The organism is Granulicella sp. dw_53, assembly GCF_018449545.1.
GTDB lineage: Bacteria > Acidobacteriota > Terriglobia > Terriglobales > Acidobacteriaceae > Edaphobacter.
Map to the genome: position 1 here is coordinate 239,971 of NZ_JAAVUR010000004.1, position 23,018 is coordinate 262,988.

The following is a 23,018-nucleotide window of genomic DNA, read 5'->3' on the forward strand; positions in this document are numbered from 1 at the left end:
GGCGAACAAGCGAAATAGTGCGAAACCCTTCAGGGCTTTCGCTGGCGGGTGAAGTGATAGCTGTACAGATATCGCCAGTGGATCGTCTTGCCGCTTGGGATCGACAGGTGGATGTAAGGTTCCATCGCAAGGACGGAGCGGATGGACCATAGTTCCTCGCTCTCCAGTGGATGATCTCCGGTGATCCTTACTCCAGCGCCAGCGTGTGCGTTGTCGACGGTCAGATCGTAGTCTTTGGCGGTGTTGCCGAATCCTGCGATGTGGACTGTCAGACGATCTTTGTCCTGGAGCTGTTTGCGGTAGAGAATGCGCTTGCCTTCGACAGCTCCGAAGTCTGCGTCGATTGGCTTCGTCGGAGCGATGGCGAAGGGCAAAGTGACGGTGAAGTCCGGACCTGTCGGCTGGTGATCGAGGACGAGAAAATTGTGGTCGTAGACGCTGGTCTCGATGGGGCGAGGGCCGATGCTCTGGAGCGAGTGCTCGATGGACATCTGCGCGGCGCCTGGGATGAGGCGGACGATCTTGCGGTAGATGTATCCGTAGCCTGAGGCGGGATCCAGGACTCGCTGGGTGAACTCTACGGAGTTGGGTTTGGCCTTTACCGTCCACTTTCCCGCGTCGACCAGGTCGTAGAGGCGAAAACCGCTGTATTTCGCGGTGTCGGGTTTGCGGAGGACTCCGACTCCGATCTTTACGAAGGTTCCGCCGACTGCTGCCGCTCCGTAGCCTAATGCTCCTCCTTCGGAGGTGAACTCTTCGGCGGGACCGGTGATGGCGCTGCACGGACCAGCGACGATGTCGGAGCCTTCGTAGACGAAGTCGCGGACGTTCGGATCGGTGCGGGTGAACCAAGGGTCGTAGAAGCTGTGTCCTGCGTAGGTGAGGCTGCCGATAACTCCGGACCAGTCGAAGCGCGTTCCACGGTAGAAGCCTTGGGTTGTGTCTGGCAGATAGAGTCTGGCGTGGATGAGGCCGTTGTCGATCTCAGCGCTGGGCGGTTGCGATTGGCCAAAGGACGCTGTGGCGAGCAGCGTGAGGGCGAAGGGGCAGAGGACACGCAGGATCGACTCGAATGCGCGATGCGTTCCGGGAACAATGCGTCCGAAGAGGTGTTTCAATGATGAGGTTCCGCCGCGAGTGATTTGTGTGCAAACAGTGTTTTATTACATCATGTGAGACAGCGAAGGGCGTTTCGCACTATTTCGCTTGTCGCGGGTGAGCGGAAGCTGCTCAACTCGATGTGTCTCTGGTTCGAGGACGTGTCGCGACCAGAGATGGAAGGAATAAGCAAAAACTCTCGACGGTTCGCGGCGATTAGCGAACTTTTGAGATTGGGTCGTTGGAGTTTCTTATGTTGAAGTTATCCGTGTCGGCGATGCTCCTGGTTCCTGTATTGTGCTGGGCGCAGACCGATCCGCCGATGCCAGACGGTCCGGGCAAGGCGGTGATTCAGAAGGCTTGCGTGGGGTGTCATAACCTGAAGGTGATCACCTCAAAGCATGCGACCCATGATGAGTGGGCGGCGATAGTAGACCAGATGGTTTCCAGAGGCGCAGAGGTCTCTGACAGCGATGTTCCGGTGGTTGTGCAGTACCTCGCTGACCACTATGGCCCAGTGAAGGACCAGAAGACGGAGCCGGCTGAACCACCCAAACCCAACACGCTGAGCATGACCCGCACAGAGGCGCAGGAGTTGACGCGTGTACTGGCACTCTCGGACGGCGACGTCGAGGCGTCGTTGCACTCCGCGAGGATCTGGCAGAGATAAGCGGCGGATTCGGACCTGAGCTTCTGGCGGGCGACTGTCGCGCAGCATAAGCATAGAGTTCGTACGCGCTGCGCGGGTTCTTGACGGCCGACGATCAGGAGCAAGAGAGATGTCTGTCGAAGGTCGTACGCGGGTCCGTTTCCTCCTTGCCTTCTGGCTCTTTGTCCTGAGCGGTGTTTCGTTTCTTGACCGCACGAATATCTCCATCGCTGGGATTCAGATCAGCAAGGAGTATGGTCTGGGCAATCAGCGGCTGGGGTGGATCTTCAGCGCGTTTTTGATTGGCTATGCGCTGTTTCAGATTCCGGCAGGTTGGCTGGCGGCTCGCTACGGTCCCCGGCGTGTGATTACGATTGGGGTGCTGTGGTGGGGAGTGGCGACGGCGTTGACGGCGCTGCTGCCTGCTGGAGTCTCGCATGCGGTGATGTTGCTGATCCTGATGCGGTTTGGCCTGGGAGTTGGCGAGGCGGTGATGTATCCGGCTGCGAACCAGTTTGTGGCGCAGTGGATTCCGCAACAGGAGCGAGGATTTATCAATGGCCTGATCTTCGCCGGAGTGGGTGCGGGGAGCGGGTTGACTCCTCCTTTGCTGGCCTGGTTGATTGCGCATCATGGCTGGCGGTCGGCATTCTGGTTTAGTGCTGCGGTGGGCGTGGTGGCCGGGGCGATTTGGTGGTGGATTTCGCGGGACACGCCGGAGGAGCATCCTCGGGTATCCGCCCGGGAGTTGCGGGAGATACGCGACTCTGCGAATGCGGTCGCGGTGAGTGCTGACACTTCGGCTAAGGGCAAGATCGCGTGGCGGGCGATTCTTGGGAGGCGCGATCTCTTTGCTTTGATGGCTGGCTACTTCACCTTTGGCTATGTGGCCTGGATCTTCTTTAGCTGGTTCTTTGTTTATATGGCGCAGGTGCGTGGATTCGATCTGAAGGCCAGTGCGCGGTTTACGATGCTTCCCTTTCTTTCCATGACGGTGTGCTGTCTGGCGGGCGGTGCGCTGAGCGACCGGCTTACGCGTTCTTATGGGGTTCGCGTCGGGCGGTGCTGGCTGGCGGCTGTGGCGCTGTTGATGACCGCGGGATTTCTGGTGTTGGGATCGCAGGTCCATAGTCCCCAGTTGGCGGGCGTGATTCTGGCTGGAGGGGCTGGGGCGCTGTATCTGTCGCAGAGTTCTTTCTGGTCGGCCTCGGTGGATATTGCTGGCCGTAATTCTGGGGTTTTCTCCAGCATGGTGAATATGGGCGGGCAGCTTGGAGGCGCGGTGACGGCTTCGTTGACGCCTTGGGTGGCGCAGCGATTTGGGTGGGGCACTTCGTTTGGGATCTCTGCGGGGTTGGCGGTGGTTGGGGCTTTGTGCTGGATGACGGTACACCCGGAGCGGACGTTGGTGGATTAGCTGGTGGGTTCTTGTCTCACCCCCTCCCCCCGGGTTTTTGCGCAAAATATTCTTGGGATGGGGTTTGGGCTTGGACTTTTTTTGTCGGCTTCGGCCTTGATCGGTCTTCGGCGGATGAGTTGGCAAGGAACGGTTGCTGATTCGCGCTGGGCGAACTTTACTTCTATTTCTATTTTAGGAGGTTGGGCATAACTAAAGTGCCACTTGGATCTCTCTGATTTTGGATGGGTTATGGTATTTTGGGGGTTGACATGGGGTTTTGCTGGGGATTTTGGGGGATTTTTTTGTAAGTGGTTGTGGGGGCTGGGGGAGGGCGGACTGGGTTGGGGGAGGGTTTACCTTCCCACCCTTCGCTAGAGGCAAAGGCGCGAAGGATGGGGCACCCGGGCTTTGTGGCTGGGGAAGGAGAACGGTTGGGATTTGGTGGTTGGGGAAGAAGGCGGTCGTGCTTCGCACGATACCCCACCCTATCCGACGATGAGACTGTCGGAAAGGATGGGGCACCCGCTTTTGTGCTGCTCCTTTTAATCTTCGGTAATATTCGCTCTTAGTATTCGCCGGTGACTATGTTTTGGAGGGGTTCTCCCTGGACGTAGCGGGTTGCTTGTTGGCTGACGAATTTGAGGACTCGCTTTAGGTAGGTTGGGCTGTCGGTGGCGACGTGGGGTGTGATGAGGAGGTTGGGGGCCTTCCATAGGGGGTGATCCGGGGGGAGGGGTTCGGGGTCGGTTACGTCCATGGCGGCGCGGAGTTTCTTTGCGTGCAGCGCGGCTAACAGGGCGTCGGTGTCGACGACGGCTCCGCGGCCGGCGTTGACCAGGAGCGCGCCGGGCTTCAGCTTGGCGAGGCGGCCGGCGTCGATGAGGTGGTGGGTCTCCGAGGTGAGCGGTGTGATGAGGATGACGATGTCGGCGTGGGGGAGCAGTTGGTCGAGGTTGCTGACGGGTTCGACTCCTGGCTTGGGGGAGCGTGCCACGCGCAGGAAGCGAGGGCCAAAGGCAGAGAGGCGAGCTTCGATGGCCTCGCCGATTGCGCCGTAGCCGACGATCAGGATGGTCTTGTCCGCGATCTCGTCGATGAGGTGGGGAATGTGGGGGTTGGGGGTTGAGCCGGGTGCGAGAAGGAAGGTCTGCTCGGCTTCGTCCTTTGCCTTCCAGTCGGCCCTTTGCTGGAGTCCGAAGAAGAAGGGGAGATTCTTCTGCATCGCGAGGACAGCGGTCACAGCCCACTCCGCGGTGGGGATGTTGTGTACGCCGCGGGCGTCGCAGAGTGTAGCGGTAGAGGGAACAATCTTTTTGAGGGAGTCCACCCCTGCGGAGTGGGCCTGGACGACCTTGACGCCTTTGAGGTGCGGCCATAGGCGGCGGCTATCGGCGCTGGAGAGACACGAGAGCCAAAATTCTACTTCGATCTCTCCCTGGAGGTCGGCGGGGATTCGCACCAGCTCTATCTCTTTGGGGAGATCCTGCAGAAGCGAGTCATCGATGAAGTCCTCTACACCCATCCGAACCATTTACCGTCTCTCCCTTGTGTTCCTCGGCCGAAGCTGAGGTGTAATCAGACCAGTTCCGCAGCGCGTTCCCGCTCCCGCTGCATTCTGTGGTTGAAGAGGAAGTAGACCGGCACTCCGAGGAGGACGATGACTACCCCCGGAACCGTGGTTGCGGTGCGGTAGAGGAACAGGATAACCAGAATTACTGCCGCCGCAAAGATATAAAGGGCCGGCACAAAAGGATAACCGAAGGCGCGGTAGGGGCGCTCGGCGTTGGGCTGCATCTTTCGCAGACGAAAGACGCCCGCGATGGTGAGGATATAGAAGATGAGCGCGGCGGAGACGACGTAGTCCAGGAGGTTGCTGTAGAGGTTGCCGTAGGTTTTGGTGGTGGGCTCGTAGGTGCGGATGAGTACGAGGACCGCGGTCCACATGCCCTGCATGATGAGCGCGGCGCTGGGGACGTTGGCGCGGTTCAGCTTCGATGCCTTCTTGAAGAAGAGGCCGTCGAGCGACATGGCATAGTAGGCGCGCGCGCCGGAGAGGATCATGCCGTTCATGCAGCCGAAGGCGGAGATCATGATGGCGAGGGCGATGAGGGTGGGGCCGAGGCCGGGGAAGATTGCCTGGAGCACCATCGCCGCGACGCGGTCGGAGGGTGCGTGCTGGATCTCAGTGAATGGGAGCACCACGGTGTAGGCGAAGTTGGCGCCGAGGTAGAGGGCCATGACGATGATGGTTCCCAAGGCTAAGGAGAGTGGTACGTTCCTGCTTGGGTTACGAACTTCGCCGGCGTTGAAGGTGATGTTGTTCCAGGCGTCGGCGGCGAAGAGGGAGCCTATCTGCGCGGTGCAGAGCGCGACCAGCATGCCAAATCCGGTGATGGGGGAGATGCCGGGAGCAGCCAGTACAAAGCCCTGGGGCGTCCAGGCGTGTCCGAAGTTGGCGTGGAAGACGGAGGCCTTCCAACCAATTAAGAGGCCGATGAGGATGACTCCGATGAGGGAGCCGATCTTCATGGTGGTGAAGACATTTTGTACACCCTTGCCGTACTTGAGGCCGGTGGTGTTGGTCCAGGTTAGGAAGGCTATGATCGACAGCGAGACCAGTTGCGCGGTGGAGAGGGAGATGGCGTAGCCGGGAAAGATATGGATGGGAGCGATGATGTAGTGCGTCTCTGTGATGGTGGGCCAGAGGACGCCTAGGTAGCGGGCGAAGCCTACGGAGGAGGCGGCGATGGTTCCTGTCTGGATGACGAGGAAGAGGGTCCAGCCGTAGAGGAAGCCCCAGAGCGGAGAGAATGCCTCGCGGAGGTAGACATACTGGCCGCCGGCGTGAGGCATCATGGCGGCGAGCTCTCCGTAGGAGAGAGCGGCGGCCATGGTGAGGAGGCCTGCGATGATCCAGGCGACCATGAGCCAGCCTGCGCTGCCGACCTCGCGAGCCATCTCCGCCGCAACGATGAAGATGCCGGAGCCGATCATCGAGCCGGCGACGATCATGGTGGAGTCGAAGAGGCCGAGGCTGCGATTCAGTTTGCGGTGAGCTTCTTGGAACTGAGATTGCTTCAAGGGCGGCTCCACGATTGCAGCGGTTGAACTATGCGATGAAGCTGTCGCCTTGCGATGGCGAATCAAAGTGCGAGGGTGCTGGAGACGACGGGAAGAGGAACGACACCTTTCGGCAGAAAGGAAAGGACGATTTGATTGAACTCTTCGGGGTATCTGATATGAATATTATGTTTTCCGTCGGGAAAGACATAGAGCAAAGATTTGGCGATGCCGCGGTGGATGGTCTCGGGATGCAGCGAAGGGACGAGGGGATCCTTTTCTCCGTGCAGGATGAGGGTTGGGCACTTTACCTGGGGCAAGAGGGATTGGTAGATATCGCCGCCTGCGTTGTAGATGGCTTGGAGGCCGTCGACGTAGCGCTCCCAGAGTGCGTCGAGTTCTGCTCCGTAGATCTGTCGCATGGCTTCTGCTGCGCGTGACGACCATGAAGAGATGGAGCGGATCTGCTGGAAGGCTGTGATCTCTTCGCGGGTGAGGAAGGAGTTTCCGCCCCAAAGTACGAGCTTTTCGATGCGTGCGGGCTGCTGGGTGGCCATCAGGACTGCGATGTTTGCACCGTCGCTCCAGCCGAGGATAGCGAAGCTCTCGTGGCCTAGATGCGACATGAGGGCGAGCATGTCGTTCGCGTCTCTACGGTAGAAGTCGAGGGGGTAGTCGCGCTCGGGTGGGCGGGACTGGCCGTAGCCTCGTGGGTCGGGAGCTACTACCTGATAGTGCTGCGAGAACCGTTCGATCTGATGATGGAAGTCGCCTTCTCCGGTGCCGAGAGCTCCGGGCAGGAGAAGCAGAGGCTCTCCGGAGCCGCTGCTGGTGTAGTGCAAGGTGACGCCGGGCGATTCAAACTTTGGCATAGTCGTTGAGAGCCTGCGGTGTCTCGTAGCTGCTGGGCTTGCTGGAGAGACCGAGAATTTCACGCGCCTGCGCTGGAGTTGCGACCGGACGATTGAGTTCGTTGGCGATACGGACGGTACGGCCTACGAGCTCGGCGTTGCTTTTGGCTTTGCGGCCGCGAGCGTAGTAGACGTTATCTTCCAGGCCGACGCGGACGTGACCGCCCATCAAGGTCGCCAATGTAGTAAGCGGCAGTTGGTAGGGGCCGATGGCGGAACAGAGCCAGAGTGCACCTTCGGGGAACTCCTTGAGGATCTGCAGGACGTTCTCTACAGTTGGGAAGCTGCCGGTCTGGGTGCCCATGACGGTTTGAATCCAGTAGGGCTTTTGCAGGAGGCCGTTCTCGATGAGATAGCGTACGACCCAGCCGCAGCCGGGGTGGTAGGCCTCGAGCTCAGGCTTTACACCGCGCTGCTTCATCTCGGTGGCGAAGTGGTGAATCTGCCCGTAGGTATAGGGGATGCACTCGTCGATATCGAGCGCGGGACGAGGGTTGGGGAGCGGAGCGCGACGCTCCTTGAGGTGGAACTTGCTCATGTCGGGAGCGAGGTTGAGGGAGGCGACTTCGGGGCCGGCCTCGAGGGAGGAGAGGCGCTCGTCCATGGTCATGCCGGGACCGCCGCCGGTGGTTGCGTTGATGATGATGTCGGGGCAGAGCTTGCGGATCTTATGAAGGACATCGCGCCAGGGTGCTGAGTCTCTTGCGCACTTGGTCGTGTCCTGGGGGTCGCGGGCGTGGACATGGACCATGCTTGCGCCGGCCTCGTAGGCGCCTTGAACCGACTCGGCGATCTCATCCGCTGTCTCGGGGATGAATTCGTTGGCTTCCTTGCCCTGGATCCCACCGTTGCAAGCGACGCAGATGATAAGGGGAGGCATCCCGACGCGGACTTTTTCCATGAATTCGAAGCTGTCCGTATATCTAAAAATATCCTGGGATGACTGTTGATTCTCTTTTTCCGACATGTGCTCACTCTAGATAGAAGTTCAAGGCAGACAACATTTACAGTTCAACAAGGATCGTGCGGGGCAGCAAGCGAAATAGTGCGAAACGGGTGTCTGTACGGGAGATTCGAAGTAAGTAGGAGTGTTGTTCGATCTACTTACTGGAACTAGATCCTTCTAAGTGTGTCGAAGTGTGGTGGTGGCGATGAGATATCGATCGATCGGAAGAAGCATCTTGCGTGTGTCAACGTAAAGGGTGTAACCTCGCGTTAATCGGACGTATGTTACTGCTGATCTAGCTCTACTTTCCCTCACTGAGTGAACAGTGCCGTGCCGTTTCCTGTGCAGGTGTGGATTTCGGAGCATGCTCGGCAAAATTACCGCAAGCTTTCGCAAATTTCACCTTGGTGTCGGCCATGAACGAGGTACTTTCGCTATCCGCAGGCACGCAACATCCCAATGGACTTGGGGCCGCCCCTGATCGTCTGGACTCATGGAAAGAGATTGCGAGCTACCTGAAGCGGGAGGTTCGGACCGTCCAGTTGTGGGAGAAGAAAGAGGGCTTGCCTGTCCACCGGCACTATCATAATCAGCTTGGAACGGTGTATGCGTTCCGCTCCGAGATTGAACGTTGGGGACGGCAGGTGTCGCGAAGGAATATTGGCGAGCCGGAGAGTGTTGCGCAAGGCGTTGCGGCCGAGGCGTCTCCTGCGAAAGAGACTGGGCACATCAGGATTCGGTTGTCGCCATTGGATCGACAGGCTGTGAGTCCGCGGCATCAGGCGCTTTGCAGGGCGATCGAAGAGAAGACGCTGACGGCGCTGGAGCAGTTGAATCCCGGCCAACTAAGTATTATTTCGCCGAAGACAGCGAAGTTTGAACAGAAGTACACGACCCAGGTGAAGGCTGGGACGGTCGACTACGTTCTGCGTTGGAGCCTGCTGGAGGATGAGGCCGGTCTTGAGGTGAGTGCCACCCTCTTCTTTTCCGATACGGGCGCAGAGGAGTGGAATAGCAAGTTCCGATGCAACATGAAGAACTTTGGGGAGACTCCGAGCTACATCGCGGGGCAGATCGTGCAATGCCTGTGGCTGAAGATTATCTCTTCGCCTTCTTACTCGCCCGTGGCGGGAAGAAGGAGGAAGTCTGGCTCGCGCGAGGCTTATCTCAAGGGGAGATACTTTTGGAGTCAACGAAACGAAGAAGGGCTGCGGAAGGCGATTCAGTGGTTCAAATCTGCTATCGAGGAAGATCCGCAGTTTCCGCTGCCTTACTCGGGGCTGGCCGATTCGCTGAATCTGCTCTCCTTCTATGAGATCGTCTCGCCGTCGGAGGCGATGCCGTTGGCGCGCCAAGCGGCTTTGAAGGCGATTGAACTGGATCCCGCGCTGGCGGAGGCTCATGCTTCTCTCGCGGATATTCTGCTGCACTTCGACCGGGACTGGGAGGGCGCGGACAAGGAGTACCGCTGCGCTATCCAATGCAATCCGGGCTATGCGCTGAGCTATCACTGGTATGCGAATCTGCTAGCCGCCAAGGGCCAGCATGAGGCGGCGCAGATTGCGATCATGCATGCTCTGGAGATCGATCCTGTGTCTCCGATTACGCAGGTGTGGGCGGGAGTTACCTCGCATCTTGCGCGCAGGTTCGATGCGGCGATTCAGCACTATCAGAGTGCTCTGGAGTTGAAGCCGGATTTTATCTGGGCTCACATGTACCTGGCGCAGGCGCTGGAGCAGAAGGGCGATTTCGTCGCAGCGCTCCGCGAGTTTGAGACGACGATTTTGCTTGCCGGCGGAAGCAACTGCGTGAAGGCGATGAAGGCGCATGCTTTGGCGGTGGCGGGGGATACGAGCTCCGCCCGGACGATTCTGCGAGAGCTGCGAGCTACTCCGAGTCACAAGTGCATGCCTTCGTATGACATCGCGGCGACTTATGCGGCGCTGGGCGAATCGGACCAGATGGCGGTGTGGCTGAGACGAGCCTGCACGGAGCGGAATATGAAGCTGTTTACCTTGATACAGGATCCCCGCTTCGATCCTTTGCGGGAGCAGACCGAGTTTCGGGCGGTCGTCGATCAGATGGGGCTTACGCAGTACACTCCTCCGGCTCGCATCGCGTTGTTCTAGGTTTCTTCACGGTTCATCCTTCCATCAAAAAAAATGAGGTGTAATCGGTCGGCGAGTTCTTCTGCCCACCGATTACACCTCACGTCCGAAGAGGACTACCAGATAAACTTGGCGCTCACCTGACCGATGCGGGCAGGCGATGCTGTCGTGATCTGACCAAACTGGCTGCTGGCGAAGTTTCCAACCGGGTTGAGGAAGTTGGCATGATTGAAGACGTTGAAGAACTCACCACGGATGATGATCGAGGTGGACTCCGTGATCCTTGTGCTCTTCCCGAGGCCGGCATCGGTGTTGATGATGCCAGGGCCATGGAAGGGCCGAGGACCGGAGTTGCCGATGGTGCCGGGAAGCTCCGTGCTGTAGGCGCTCTTGTTGAAGTACTGGTTGCCGGGATTACGAGGGTTCGACTTGACCAACGGCGCTGCGACGTTGGGGAAGTCAAAGCCCATCGTGTTCAAGGAGATGTCTCCGGATTGCGTCAGAGTTACAGGGAAGCCTGTTGCAAAACGGGAGATACCACTGAAGCTCCAACCCTTGGTGATGCGATCCGGAACCGATCTCAGGACCCGCTCGAAGGGCATCGTTACGGTGTAACTCGCTACGAAGTTGTGAGTTAGATCGTAAGGTGATAGTGCTCGATTATGGCGGTAGTCGGCTGGATCGAAGACTGTGGTGCTGTTATCGATCGACTTAGAGTAAGTGTAAGCACCGAGGACACTGAAGTTCGACGCCTTGCGCTCGACGGTGAGCTGTAGAGCGTTGTAGTTTGAGTGTGCGATGTTGCTATTGGCACGAACTCGACCAAAGGCTACAGTGCCGAGTTGTTGATTGCCCATGCCCTGAAGCGTGCCGTAGACTTTGCTTCCATCGCGATTTGTGAAGACCTGCTTCTCGCCGTTCGGGCCGCAGACTGGGGTCGCTCCGCTACGGGCGAGTTGAAGACAGAGATCTGGATTCCCTGGGTTGAGATTCAAATCGCCGGGCAGGTTATGGCTCTGCGTTCCGACATAGGCCATGGTTAGTACGGTCGAGTTAGAGAGCTGTCTCTGGATCGACAGGTTGTAGTGCTCGGCGTAGGTAAGTCTGTTATTTACATTGAAGGCGGGTCCTACGATTGGCTCATACTTTGAGAAGTCGAGGGTAGCGTTTGCAGGATCGCCGGCACGAGGGGCGACGAAGGGGAAGCGTTGTGTCTGTGAGGTAGCGTTGGAGCGGGTTTGAAAGGGCACAGCGAAGTTGGTGGGAGCGAGACTGCTCCAATACTGACCCCAGGGCGCAGAGCCGATGACACCGAAGTTGCCGGAGTCTGCTGCTCCAAGGTAGTAGATGCCGAACGCTGAGCGGATGCTGCTCTTACCCGGTCCTCCGAAGACCTTACCAAGAACTCCAGAGTTGAAGTTGGGAGAGTAAGCGACTCCGAGACGTGGAGCGAACTTATCCCAGAAGGTTGGAGAGATGGACTTGGATACGCCGGGGTCTCCAGGTACCAGGTAACCCAAGGGCGCGAGTGGAAAGAGCTTCGATTGCACGCCGGGAACGAATGTATTGAGCTGACTGTACTTGTCGTACCAGGGAACGGCTACGTCCCAGCGCAGACCGATATTGAGGGTAAGGTTGGACTTTGCCTTCCAAGAGTCCTGGGCAAATAGTCCACCGTAGCGGGCACGGTTATCTAGTAACTGCTGGCTGCATTGCGTGTAAGTCGCGGGTGCGCCGAGCAGGAAGTCGGCGAAGTCGCTGTTGGTCTCAGTTCCATCAAACTTGAATTGTCCGTTTGGTGCGCAGACGTTGCGGACGTTGAGTTGGTAGTAACGATACTCTCCACCCGTCGAGAGGGAGTGATTGCCAAGAATCTTGGAGAAGGTATCGGTCAACATGTAGTTGTTGTCGACGGACTTCATGTTCGTAAGAGGATTGCCGACTGTGAAGTTATTGAAGACGTTTGGCGGCATGGCCTCTGGGTAGCCTGCAGGACCAGACTTGACGATCCCAAGGGTGTTGGGGCCAGTTACAAATCCCAGGCCGGATAGAGTGGCCTGATTTCCGGGGCTGCTTGTATCGGGCTGAGCGGTATTGATTGCTGTGCGGAAGAAGGTGGCGCGAACTTCGTTTACCATCGTCGCGCCGATGCTCTTGGTGTTACTCAACATGAACATCTGGGCACGCGAGGGAGAGGTGAGTGCAAAGCCAGGGACGAATCCGGCCTGGAATTGATTGAAGGCGGTGGAGTCATCGAAGTGATAGTAGAAGGACCAGTTCCCCGTCTTTGCGTTTGCGAAGTCGACGCGCTGGCCGATCTTATTATCTGTAACTTTGTTATTCAGGCTCGAGTTAGAGTAGACGCCGTTTCCAGTCTGACGGGGGATAAATCCTAACTCCTTTACGGAGATAGGATCGAAGGCCGCAGCAGGAATCACTCCACCGGGGAAGACCGTGCTGTAAGGAGTTCCGCTGGCGATAGGACGACCCAGCCGCTGGGAGAGGACTGCGGCCCAGGCAGTGCCGTTGACGGTCTTCGTACCGAATGCGGTTGCGCTGAAGATACCGGAACGCTGGTTGTCAGAGGGCACACCCAGGTTTCCAGTGCTGGCACCAGATGTCTGACGTGTTCCTTGAAAGTCGGTGAACCAGAAGAGACGATTTCTCCAGAAAGGGCCTCCGATGGCGTAGCCGTACTGATGGCGCTTCAACGTCGCCTTGACGGGATCGAAGTAGCCCCGGGCGTCCATCGCGTTGTTGCGGAGGAACTCGAATGCATCGCCGTGAAAGCTGTTCGTGCCGGACTTCGTGATGGTGTTCATGACTGCGCCGGTGAACTTACCGTACTCGGCGTCGAAGGAGTTAGTGATAAGACGAAACTCCTGAACCGAGTCGATGTTCGGGATAAGTCCTGCGCCGTTGTTCTTGGTCTCGCTGACGTCGCCGCCGTTGACCAGGAAGGCGTTCGCGCTCTCAGGTTGTCCATTGACTGAGACGTTGCCCGGCGAGGTGAACAGACCACCAACGGGGCGGTCTGTTGCTGCCGTCGCACTACGCGGCGCGACGCCTGCCTGCAGGCCAAGGAGGTCGAGGTAGCTGCGGCCATTGAGGGGCAGCGCCAACATCTCCTTGGATTCGATGGTGCCGCCTAGCTGCGTGCTGGAGGTCTGCACCTGAACGGCGTTGGCTTCAACCGAGATGTTTTGCTGCACGTCACCGACGTTCAATGCAAAGTCGAACTGAAGCTGGTCGTTGACCTTGAGGTCAACGTTATTGATCGAGGAGGACTGGAAGCCAGTCACCGTCGCGACGATCTTATACTTGCCAGGAGGAAGGGCGACGAAGTTATATTGCCCGTCGTTATTGGTGAGAGCTTCACGGACGACGTTGGTTCCGAGGTTGGTGATCACGATCGGCGCCTTGGGTACGGCCGCCCCGGAGCTGTCGCGAACGTATCCAAGAATAGATCCGGTGACATCTGCCCTGAGCTGCGCAGTGCCGAACAATATGAGCAAGCATAGACAGATGTAACGAAAGCGACGTAGTTCCATTGATAACTCTCCGAGTTGCCTAATAAACTTTTGTAAATATTCAGCGTGTTCCTGCAGTTAAGCAGTTATGTTTTTTGTCAACAAGCGAAATAGTGCGAAATGCGCGTGAATCCAGCGATTAAACCGTCTCTCACCTAGCCAGAGGATGGAATAAGGAGATAACTTCTCAGAGAATTCGAGAGTGGATCCTGGACGAGGAGATATTGAGGGTGGTTTTCCACCGCCGCGATAACTATCTAACTCAACTGCGCCGAAGAGCTAGCATGGCTTCCAGCCGCTTACTCCGATGGCCGGACTATCCTTACTTCTTGCCAGAGAAACCTGTGGACGTGGAGAACCATAGGAACTTTACGGGAGCGTCTCCAGCGTTGATGTTTGAGTGCTGCATCAGGCCATCGGGACGGAGCATATATGCCATGCCGGGAGTTTGTACGCGCAGCTCCGCGCCGATAAAGGCCAAGCTGGTTCCGTCGATGGCGGCCCAGATCTCCTCGTGGCCGGGTTGATGGGGATGGGGTTCGCCCATAGAGATGGGATTGATCTCGACGGTGATGATGTCGCCTATGGTGGCGAGGCCGTCGTTGCGGTTGAAGAGGTCGCGCACGATGTGTGCCCAGTGGCCGGAGGCGCCGGGGATGGTATAGGGCGAGGCGACCTGCGGCTTTCGCACGGGAACGGTGCGCTCATCCGCCATCAGCATCTGCTTGATGGGATGGAAGCCTGCGGGGACGGGTTCATTCACGACGTACATGGTGATGGATTCGTCGCCGGTGTTGGTCATGGTGAAGGAGAGACCGGCGGGCATGAGGATCGCGATGTCTTTGTGGAGCGCGAAGTGTTTGTCCCCAGCGGAGATCTCGCCCGTGCCTCCGAAGATGTAGTAGACCTCCTGCACTCCTTGGAGTTCGGAGGGGATGGTCGATTCGTGCGCGGGAAGCCGACCGTAGGCTAGGAAGTTCGCGCTCTCGAGGACGGCGCCTTTCTCCGGCGGCGCGAAGTTATTGCCCTTGGTAAGGACGTCGCGGAGGATCAGAGAGCCGTAGGCGCGGCGAGGGAGTGACTCGTGCCAATCGCCGATGAACATATCGATGCGTCGGTCCTGGATATCTTTTTTAGCTTGGTAGCGGACGTACTCGGGACCATTAAAGGTATTGCCGCCCGCGCCCGCGGTGGAGACGGGAGGATGCGGCGCGACTTGCGCTTCAGCTGGAAGCAGCGAAAAGCCGAGAACTACAGTCAGGAGGCCGAAGCCTTTGCGGAAGAGGCGAGGAATCTGCGGATAACTTCTGATCATTTTGATGCCGGCCTTCGCATTATGTAACTGATTGTGTTCGGACATTACGCGTTCCTTATTGAATCGAGCTATTGCGGCAGAGCAAATGCAATTACGGAGTCGCCGCTGGTGCGGTCGTAGTAGCTTCCACCGGTGGCGACCGTGATTACGTATTGGCGGCCGTCTTTGCCCTGGAAGGTCATGGGAGTGGTGTATGCGCCGGTCTCAAGCTTGGTGACCCATAGCTCCTTGCCAGTTGCGGCGTCGAATGCGCGGAAGCGCTGGTCGTTGGTTGCAGCGATAAAGACGAGACCGCCGGCGGTGGAGATGGAGCCGCCGTAGTTCAAGGAGCCGGTTCCGTGGATGCCCTTGGCTTCGAGCTCTTCGATGATACCGAGCGGAACCTTCCATGCGACCTCGCCGGTGTTAACGTTGATGGCCCACAGTTGGCCCCAGGGAGGACGCTGGCAGGGCCAGAACTTCTCCTGGTTCCAGAACCTGGCGTAGACGCCCCAGGGGCTGGTGCGCTCGTAGGCTGGGTTTGCGCCGTCTTCGGACTTCATGATCTTTCCTACGTCCGCGAGGTCGACGGTATTAATGAAGAGGTAGCCGAGCTTCGCGTTGTAGGACATGCCGGGCCAATTTGTAACTCCGATGGTTCCTGGGAACATGACGGTCAGATGTGTCCCGAAGGGGGTGAAGGGGCCGCCAGTCTTCATGCCTCCCTCTGTGGCCAGAAGATCGGTGCAGATCTTTTGATGTTCGGGGCTAACTGTTGCGATTTCATCGGGGGTGAAGCTGCTGCGTCCGAGTTGCTGGGGCTTCAAGGGAAAGGGTTGGGTGGGCCAGCTATGTTCGCCCGGGACGTCGCTCTGCGGGACGGGACGCTCCTCGACGCCATAGATGGGGCGTCCGTTTCTGCGATCCAGGATGTACATGAGGCCAACCTTGCCGATGATGGCTACGGCGGGGATCTTGTGGCCCTTGCTCATTACGTCCATCAGAACGGGGGCGGATTGGAGGTCGTAGTCGGTGACGTCGTGGTGGACGGTCTGGAAGTACCAGGCCAGCTTTCCGGTGTCGGCGTGGAGGGCTACGAGGGAGTTTCCGAAGAGGTTTTTACCTGCGCGGTCGGCTCCGTAGAAGTCGAAGCTTGGGGAGCCGTAGGGGAGGAAGACCAGGCCGCGCTTGGCATCGACGCTCATCAGGCCCCAGACGTTGGTGCCGGAGCGGTTCTTCCAGCTCTCTCCGGTCCAGGTTTCGTTGCCGACCTCGCCGGGATGAGGGACGGAGTGAAAGCGCCATGCCAGCTTGCCGGTGTGGACGTCCCAGGCGCGGGTGTCGCCCGAGGTGCCGATGCCGGGGGATTCCTGCACCTGTGCTCCTGTGATGACCAGATCTTTGTAGATGGAAGGGGGCGAGGTCATGTCGTAACGGGCGTCGGGAAAGCCATTGTCTACGCCGACCTTCAGGTTGATGGAGCCGTTCTCGCCGAAGCCGGTGGAGGGCTTGCCAGTCTCTGCGTTGAGAGAGAGCAGGCGGCCGTCGCTGGTACCGAAGAGGATGGAGGCGGGCGTGGTCTTGTCTCCGGGCCAGTAAGTGACGGCTCGCCCTGCGGGACGTCCCTTGTCGAGCTTGAAGGTCCAGATCTCTTTGCCGGTCTCGGGCTCGAGGGCCACGACCGTGTTGTAGGGCGTGGGCATGTAGAGAACGCCCTTGACGACGATCGGCGTGGCCTGGGAGTTGCGGCGACCACCTCCGCGTCCCGCGGCTGCTGCGGCTGTCGAGGCGGGGCCATCTTTCTTGAGGTGGTAGGTCCAGGCGCGGGTGAGGTTCTGCACGTTATGCGTGTCGATCTGCGTGAGCGGGGAGTACCGCGTGCTGGAGTCGTCGTGGCCGAACATGGGCCAATCGGACTGACCGAACGCGAACGGCGCACAAGAACAAAGCAGACCAACCGCTACGGAGAACAATCTCAATCTCAAAGGACCAACCTTTCTACAGCTATGCCTTGCACCTGGCAGCCTTGATACGTTTGAAGCACTTGCGGAGAGAACCGGATGGGATCGCTCGCGGGAACAATGTCCAGCAAGGGGACGTCAGTGGAATTGCCTCGCTAAGCTTTGTGGCTCAAGAGTTTACGCTGCGAGGTTAATTTTAGTTGAGCAGTTTTCCGCTTGCCCAACAAGCGAAATAGTACGAAATCCATGCAGGGCCTCATCGTGCTAGATTCATCTGGACCAGTGGCATCTGTTTTTCGGATGCTATCTCTCCGTGCGTTTGGAGGCTGCGGCACAGCGGCGGAGCAGTTTCGCAAGCAGGAGCAGACTTGCCTGTATCCTTCTCATTCGGGACAGGGAGTCGATCTCCGCGATGGAGTATCTATGAACAAACTTTGGCCCAGCGCGGCGGCGGCGCTGGAAGACATCACCCGCGACGGCATGCTGCTGGCGCTCGGCGGCTTCGGGCTCTGCGGCATTCCGGAGGCGCTTATCGCCGGGCTGCGCGATACCGGCGTCCGCAACCTGACCGTCGCCAGCAACAACGCCGGCGTTGATCATTGGGGGTTGGGGCTGCTACTCGAGACTCGCCAGATCCGCAAGATGATCTCCAGCTATGTGGGGGAGAACGCCGAGTTCGAACGGCAGTATCTGGAGGGCGAGCTTGAGGTCGAGTTCTGCCCTCAAGGCACTCTCGCCGAGCGCATGCGGGCGGGCGGCGCGGGCATCCCCGGCTTTTACACTCGCACCGGCGTTGGGACTCTCGTTGCAGAGGGCAAGGAGCAGAAGGAGTTCGACGGCGTCACCTATATCCTCGAGCGTGGCATTCAGGCCGATCTTGCGCTGGTGAAGGCCTGGAAGGCTGATCTCCACGGCAATCTCATCTACCGGCGAACCGCCCGGAACTTCAATCCGCTGGCCGCTACCTGCGGCAGGATCACTGTCGCGGAGGTCGAGATTCTGGTGGAGCCGGGCGAACTGGATCCCGACGAGATCCATACGCCGGGGATCTTCGTGCAGCGCCTGGTCCATAATCCTTCCCCTGAACAGCGAATCGAACGACGCACCACACGAAAGGAAGAACCGTGGCCCTGACTCGCAACCAGATGGCAGCCCGCGCCGCCGAGGAGCTGCGCGACGGCTTCTACGTGAACCTCGGCATCGGCATTCCCACGCTGGTCGCAAGCTACATCCCTGCTGGGATGACGGTCATCTTTCAGTCGGAGAACGGTCTGCTGGGGATGGGGCCGTTCCCTCTCGAGAAGGACGTCGACGCCGACCTCATCAACGCCGGCAAGGAGACTGTGACCTTCATCGACGGCGCGTCGACCTTCTCCAGCGCCGATTCCTTTGCGATGATCCGGGGCGGCCACATCGATCTCGCTATCCTTGGCGCGATGCAGGTCTCGGAGCGAGGAGATCTGGCTAACTGGATGATCCCGGGCAAGCGCGTCAAGGGCATGGGCGGAGCGATGGACCTGGTCTCGGGCGTTCGCCATGTCGTGGTCATCATGGATCACACCGCGCAGGATGGCAGCCCCAAGCTGCTCCGCGAGTGCACCCTGCCACTGACTGGGACCAGCGTGGTAAAACGCATCATTACCGATCTCTGCGTCCTCGACGTCACTCCCGCGGGCTTCGAGGTGATCGAGCTCGCCCCTGAGGTCACTCCGGAACAGATCACCCAATACACAGGCGCGCCGGTACGCTTCAAGCTCACCTCCAATGGAGTGTCCCAATGAAACCTGTCATCCTGGCGGCGAAGCGTACTCCGATCGGCTCCTTTTTAGGAGCGTTTAAGAATCTGCCGGCTGTCGAGCTTGGAGTCGCGGCTGCGGCGGCTGTGCTGAAGGGCCTCAATGGTAGCGACGTCGCCGATGTCATCGTCGGCAATGTGCTTCAGGCCGGGCAAGGCATGAACCCTGGGAGGCAGATCGCGCTCAAGGCTGGGCTGCCTTTTCATGTTCCGGGCCAGACTGTGAACCGCGTGTGCGGAAGCGGCATGCAGGCGGTGGTCGATGCGATCCACGGCCTGCTCGCGGGCGATGGCGAGCTTTACCTAGCGGGCGGGGTAGAGAGTATGTCTCGCGCTCCTTACCTTCTGCCACAGATGCGGGCTGGAAACAAGATGGGGGATTCTTCCGTGCTCGACAGCATGGTTCACGACGGTTTGACCGATCCGACCCACAGCTACCATATGGGGATTACGGCGGAGAACGTTGCGGAGCGATGGGCGATCTCACGCCAGGAGCAGGATGCATTCGCGGTAGAGAGCCATCGGCGGGCCGCCGCGGCCCAAGCGAGCGGCAGCTTCAAAGAAGAGATTGTGGCGGTGGAGGTCTCCTCGCGAAAGGGAGTCATTGTGGTCGACGCGGACGAGAGTGTGCGCGCGGATTCTAGTTTGGAAGCACTCGCGAAGCTCAAGACGGTCTTCCGGAAGGAGGGCGGCACGGTGACGGCTGGCAATGCCAGCGGCCTCAACGATGGTGCGGCGATGCTGGCGATCGCGTCTCCTGCTTACGCCCAATCGCAGGGCCACGCTCCGCTGGCGGAGATCCTTGGCTACGCCGCGACGGGAGTGGATCCGGCGTTCATGGGCATTGGACCTTCGGCGGCGATCCCGCCGGCGTTGAAGCGGGCCGGACTTCGCCTGGAGGACATCGATCTCTTTGAGCTGAACGAAGCGTTTGCCGCTCAGTCCATCGCCGTGTGCAGAGATCTCAATCTATCGCCTGAACGGGTCAACATCTCTGGCGGAGCGATCGCGCTGGGTCACCCCATCGGGGCGTCTGGCGCTCGCGTCATCGTTACCCTGTTGCACAGCCTGCGAGCCCAGAAGAAGCAGCACGGAGTGGCCAGCCTGTGCATCGGCGGAGGGATGGGGATCGCACTCGTACTCCGCGCCTTGTAGGAGACGGATTGTGGCTAGATAAACTCATCGAGCCAGGCGATGATCTCTTCATTTTCTCCGATGAACTGTCCGAGCCGCCGGTAGCTTTCGAACTGCGACTCTGTAAACCATTGGTTCAAGGTTGAGTCGCTAGGAAAGCTCTTATGCTCCCGCTTGTAGTTGAGGATGTCCGCCGGCTCCTTGCCTGTTAGGGTGGACTTTATGTAGAGGATGTTTCCGTGGACTGGCTCAGGCGGGTCCTCACCATGAGTAGCCTGGCCTGCGGGATATTTGATCTTTCCTATGGCGAAGGCGCATTTGCTCAAGCCATCGGGGCCAGGGATGATCGCGTCCAGATCGAGGGAGACCTCGACGCCAAAGTCGATACGGCACTTGCGAATCGCCATGCCCAATCCTTCGAAGACGAACGCATGGTCCTCCTCTGCGTCGCAGATGATGATGTTCCGGCACCGGCGGCGCACCAGTTCGTAGAGGCCCATGTTGTCGAAGTGGCCGCCATCGGAGAGATTGATATAAGGCGCATCGTCGGACACTTCGCCGAAGAGCTCGCGAAGCAGATAGGGGAGTCCGATGACGGGCGTTGGACCGGACATACGTGTAAGCAAGTCCAGCCGCTGATTGCGCGGATTGGGGACCCACCATCCGAGCCTCACATTGAAGATCGTCATCAAAAACGCCATGGCTGGGTTGGTGTGAAATCCCTCGTTGGGGCTCTCTGACGCGCCTGAGGTCGCAACCGCCGTAGAGAGGTGCGGGCCACCCTGGGGGATGGCGAAGCGGTTGGTCGGGAAGTAGCCGTTGAACTGGACCGCCCTGCTGGCACCCTCCGTCCATCCGACGTCGTAGCCGCAGAAGAGCGGCGTGAATGCGAAGGATGCGCCCTTGCGCTCCTGGTAGGCGAGATCTTCTCCGAAGGAGAGATTCAGCGTTGCGCAGAGGATCGGAAACGGACCTTGGTATTTAGGTGGCACATCTTTCTTACGCCAGAGCGAAGGATTTCCTTTTCCGAACGCTTGCGGCAGAAGGTCCACGAGCCGCAGCCGTGCATCGCTGCGTGCGAATCCTGTGAATGCGTTTGGGCGGCGATCCGGGTTCGAGGCTCCTGCATAGCAACGTGCGAGACGATCACGATACGCGGCGCTCAGGGAGAAGTCGTTGATGTCCACGCGCCAACTGAAGAAGAGAGCGACAAAGCCGAGGGAGACGAAGGCCACGAAGAACGACGGGTATCCAGGCGGGAGAACGCTATCGAGGACCCATGCCAAGGCAAGCATCAGGCCCACCAGGAAGACCGGAGGACCGGCGGTGACCAGGTAGTCCAAGGGACTGGGGGAGGCGTTCTCGCTGTCCTCCCCGGTGGTGGATCCGCTCTTGCCTGCGAAGAGGCTCGCGACAGTTGTTCCAACCCAGCCCATCACGGCAGCACTGAACAACTTGTGAAGATGGAAGAATGCGGTGACGAGAGCCGGTCCAAGCAGCGAACAGCCCACAACCGCGAGCCATACAAATCCGGCGAGGAAGCTGAGTGCGCGCAGACGGGCGAGCCACTCTCGCCTGGCGTTGTCCATGCATCTTCCGATTACTCCAATCGCCAGATCCAACGGGATGAAGATGGCGGCCAGCAACAGGATTGGCACGAAGACGATGGAGAAGCGTGTGAGCACACCGTACGGCAGCAGGATCGCACTGAGTACAAGGATCAGCCGCGCGATATGGATCAGGACGAGCGTCGATCCGACAGCGACTACGACCGCTGCCGCGGAGGGAATGACTCGCCTGTTTCCCTGCGGAATGGACCATGCCAGGGAAGCTATCAGCAAGGCCTGGCCAAGGAGGAAGGCGATCAGGATATGGCTCAGTGGCGGTTCCAGCGGCGTCCATGGCGCCAAGGTGTAGTGACGCAGCCAATAGACGACGTTGTCCGCGACTCCAGGACTTGCAGTCTTCGGTGCGGGATCGCTGTTGCTCGTGGTCGCGGTCGGCTGCGGCGCGAGAGTGTGAAGCTCCTGCACCAGGCGGGGAATGCCGGTGGGCGCGGGCGACGTCGCATCGGGCGGCTTGGAGACGAGGTCTGGAAACGCCGAGCGATATAAGAATGGGGAGACGGTAAATATCGCGCCGGCGATGGGCAGCAGGATCAGCAGCAGAACTCTCGTTCCGCCGAAGCCGACCATCTTGTTCCCTCCTCCGCGTTTTCCCTTGCGCATTCCCAACGGCAGAGTGATCGCCGCGACAGCAAAGAACAGTACCGTCACGATCGCTGGCGCGAGGCTCCCGGTCAACGGGGATGAGGTCTGGCTCGACGGATCGAAGTGGTACAGCAGGTTGAAGTGCGGAAGCAGAAGCACGAAGAGCAGGGTCGAAAGAACGATGATCTGGTTTAGAAATGCGTTGCGAAGCCATATGCTGACCGCAACCCAGGTATCGGCGGTGAGCAGGCCCTTTCTAGGAGTGAGGTAGTTCGAGTAGCGGCGCAGCCAGCGGATCGGGTCGGGCCACGAGGTTCGTGTGGAACTCCACGGCAGTGGACTTAGCTGCTCCTCGACTTTGTTCAGGTCCTCGCACTCGATCCAGGACGCGACGAATTGATGGATGTATCCGCCGCCAGATACGGTCGAGAGATAGTCGAACTTACCCAGCTTCCGGCGGCTTGCGAGCGCCTGCAGGATTCCGAGGTTGAACGTCGCGGAGCGGATGCCTCCGCCGGAGAAAGAGAGGCCCTTCTGATTCGACGCGAAGGCCGCTCTGTAGACATCCGCTGGCGGACCGTCCGCCTGCGTGTTCGCAGGTGGCCAGAGCCCCCGGGCTTGCATCTCCTGCTCGAGCAGCCATTTGCTTGGCGGGTACTCCAGCAGCGAAGAGAGACGCGCCTGGCCAGAGACGTTGGGGATGAGGTAGCTCTGCGAGATGGTACCCACGTCGAGCGTCGAGGGCTCTGGCGCACTCTCTCCCATGGCAGCTCTCCAGGACTCCAGAGAGAGCCGTTCAGGATAGGCGCTCTTCACATGAACGGCCAGGGCGTTGCAGAAGTGCAACGCCGGCTGGGAGGCAGGATCGACGACGAGTTCGGGCGAGTGATCCGACTGGTCTGAGGGAGTCATGGATGGTCCTC

At 59.1% G+C, this 23,018-nt stretch carries 15 protein-coding genes; 6 read left to right on the forward strand and 9 right to left on the reverse strand.

The genetic code is table 11. The features are described from left to right. Positions 1-29 precede the first annotated feature (29 nt). Positions 30-1,118, reverse strand: coding sequence for a hypothetical protein (locus HB393_RS08420; RefSeq protein ID WP_213804715.1), 1,089 nt, complete (start codon positions 1,116-1,118; stop codon positions 30-32). Between the two features lie 233 nt (positions 1,119-1,351). On the opposite strand from HB393_RS08420, the gene HB393_RS08425 reads away from it, so the two are divergent. Together HB393_RS08425 and HB393_RS08430 are read left to right on the forward strand one after the other, a co-directional pair. Next, positions 1,352-1,768, forward strand: coding sequence for a hypothetical protein (locus tag HB393_RS08425; RefSeq protein ID WP_213804716.1), 417 nt, complete (start codon positions 1,352-1,354; stop codon positions 1,766-1,768). Positions 1,769-1,877: 109 nt separating this feature from the next. Next, positions 1,878-3,164, forward strand: coding sequence for an MFS transporter (locus tag HB393_RS08430; RefSeq protein WP_213804717.1), 1,287 nt, complete (start codon positions 1,878-1,880; stop codon positions 3,162-3,164). Between the two features lie 547 nt (positions 3,165-3,711). Here the strand turns inward: HB393_RS08430 and HB393_RS08435 are convergent. The 4 genes from HB393_RS08435 to HB393_RS08450 all read right to left on the reverse strand — a co-directional run bounded on the left by HB393_RS08435 (position 3,712) and on the right by HB393_RS08450 (position 7,997). Then, a complete protein-coding gene (locus HB393_RS08435) occupies positions 3,712-4,677 on the reverse strand; it encodes a 2-hydroxyacid dehydrogenase (protein WP_213804718.1) in 966 nt (321 codons plus the stop codon). 44 nt (positions 4,678-4,721) lie between these two features. Next, positions 4,722-6,227: an amino acid permease gene (locus HB393_RS08440; protein ID WP_255550915.1), complete on the reverse strand. Its 1,506-nt coding sequence runs from the start codon at positions 6,225-6,227 to the stop codon at positions 4,722-4,724. Between the two features lie 62 nt (positions 6,228-6,289). Beyond that, positions 6,290-7,078, reverse strand: coding sequence for an alpha/beta hydrolase (locus HB393_RS08445; protein ID WP_213804719.1), 789 nt, complete (start codon positions 7,076-7,078; stop codon positions 6,290-6,292). Further along, on the reverse strand, positions 7,065-7,997 hold the full coding sequence (locus HB393_RS08450; protein WP_213804720.1) for a 3-keto-5-aminohexanoate cleavage protein: 933 nt from the start codon (positions 7,995-7,997) through the stop codon (positions 7,065-7,067). Before HB393_RS08450 ends, HB393_RS08445 begins: the two co-directional genes overlap by 14 nt. A 482-nt stretch (positions 7,998-8,479) precedes the next feature. Between HB393_RS08450 and HB393_RS08455 the strand changes: the two genes are divergently transcribed. After that, complete coding sequence (locus HB393_RS08455) at positions 8,480-10,192, forward strand: tetratricopeptide repeat protein (RefSeq protein ID WP_213804721.1); 1,713 nt, start codon at positions 8,480-8,482, stop codon at positions 10,190-10,192. Between the two features lie 95 nt (positions 10,193-10,287). Here the strand turns inward: HB393_RS08455 and HB393_RS08460 are convergent, their stop codons facing one another. From HB393_RS08460 to HB393_RS08470, 3 genes are all read right to left on the reverse strand, one after another. Further along, positions 10,288-13,722 (reverse strand): carboxypeptidase-like regulatory domain-containing protein, encoded by a 3,435-nt coding sequence (locus tag HB393_RS08460; protein ID WP_213804722.1) that lies wholly within the window; start codon positions 13,720-13,722, stop codon positions 10,288-10,290. 301 nt (positions 13,723-14,023) lie between these two features. After that, entirely contained in the window at positions 14,024-15,061 is a 1,038-nt protein-coding gene (locus HB393_RS08465) for a cupin domain-containing protein (RefSeq protein WP_213804723.1), read from the reverse strand. A gap of 23 nt (positions 15,062-15,084) precedes the next feature. Beyond that, on the reverse strand, positions 15,085-16,980 hold the full coding sequence (locus tag HB393_RS08470; RefSeq protein ID WP_213804724.1) for a pyrroloquinoline quinone-dependent dehydrogenase: 1,896 nt from the start codon (positions 16,978-16,980) through the stop codon (positions 15,085-15,087). Positions 16,981-17,379: 399 nt separating this feature from the next. Here HB393_RS08470 and HB393_RS08475 point away from each other — a divergent pair, with 399 nt between their 5' ends. Genes HB393_RS08475 through HB393_RS08485 form a run of 3 tightly spaced genes read left to right on the forward strand, consistent with a single transcriptional unit; the run spans position 17,380 to position 19,906 of the window. Continuing rightward, positions 17,380-18,090 carry a CoA transferase subunit A gene (locus HB393_RS08475; RefSeq protein ID WP_213804725.1) on the forward strand — a complete coding sequence of 237 codons (711 nt, stop codon included), beginning with the start codon at positions 17,380-17,382 and terminating at the stop codon, positions 18,088-18,090. Beyond that, the gene (locus HB393_RS08480) at positions 18,081-18,737 is read left to right on the forward strand and encodes a 3-oxoacid CoA-transferase subunit B (protein ID WP_345945101.1); all 657 of its coding nucleotides are present in this window, start codon (positions 18,081-18,083) and stop codon (positions 18,735-18,737) included. The genes HB393_RS08475 and HB393_RS08480 overlap by 10 nt, the downstream gene beginning before the upstream one ends. Beyond that, a complete protein-coding gene (locus HB393_RS08485; protein WP_213804726.1) occupies positions 18,734-19,906 on the forward strand; it encodes a thiolase family protein in 1,173 nt (390 codons plus the stop codon). Before HB393_RS08480 ends, HB393_RS08485 begins: the two co-directional genes overlap by 4 nt. A 14-nt stretch (positions 19,907-19,920) precedes the next feature. Here the strand turns inward: HB393_RS08485 and HB393_RS08490 are convergent, their stop codons facing one another. Next, a complete protein-coding gene (locus HB393_RS08490; protein WP_213804727.1) occupies positions 19,921-23,007 on the reverse strand; it encodes a hypothetical protein in 3,087 nt (1,028 codons plus the stop codon). Positions 23,008-23,018: the final 11 nt, after the last annotated feature.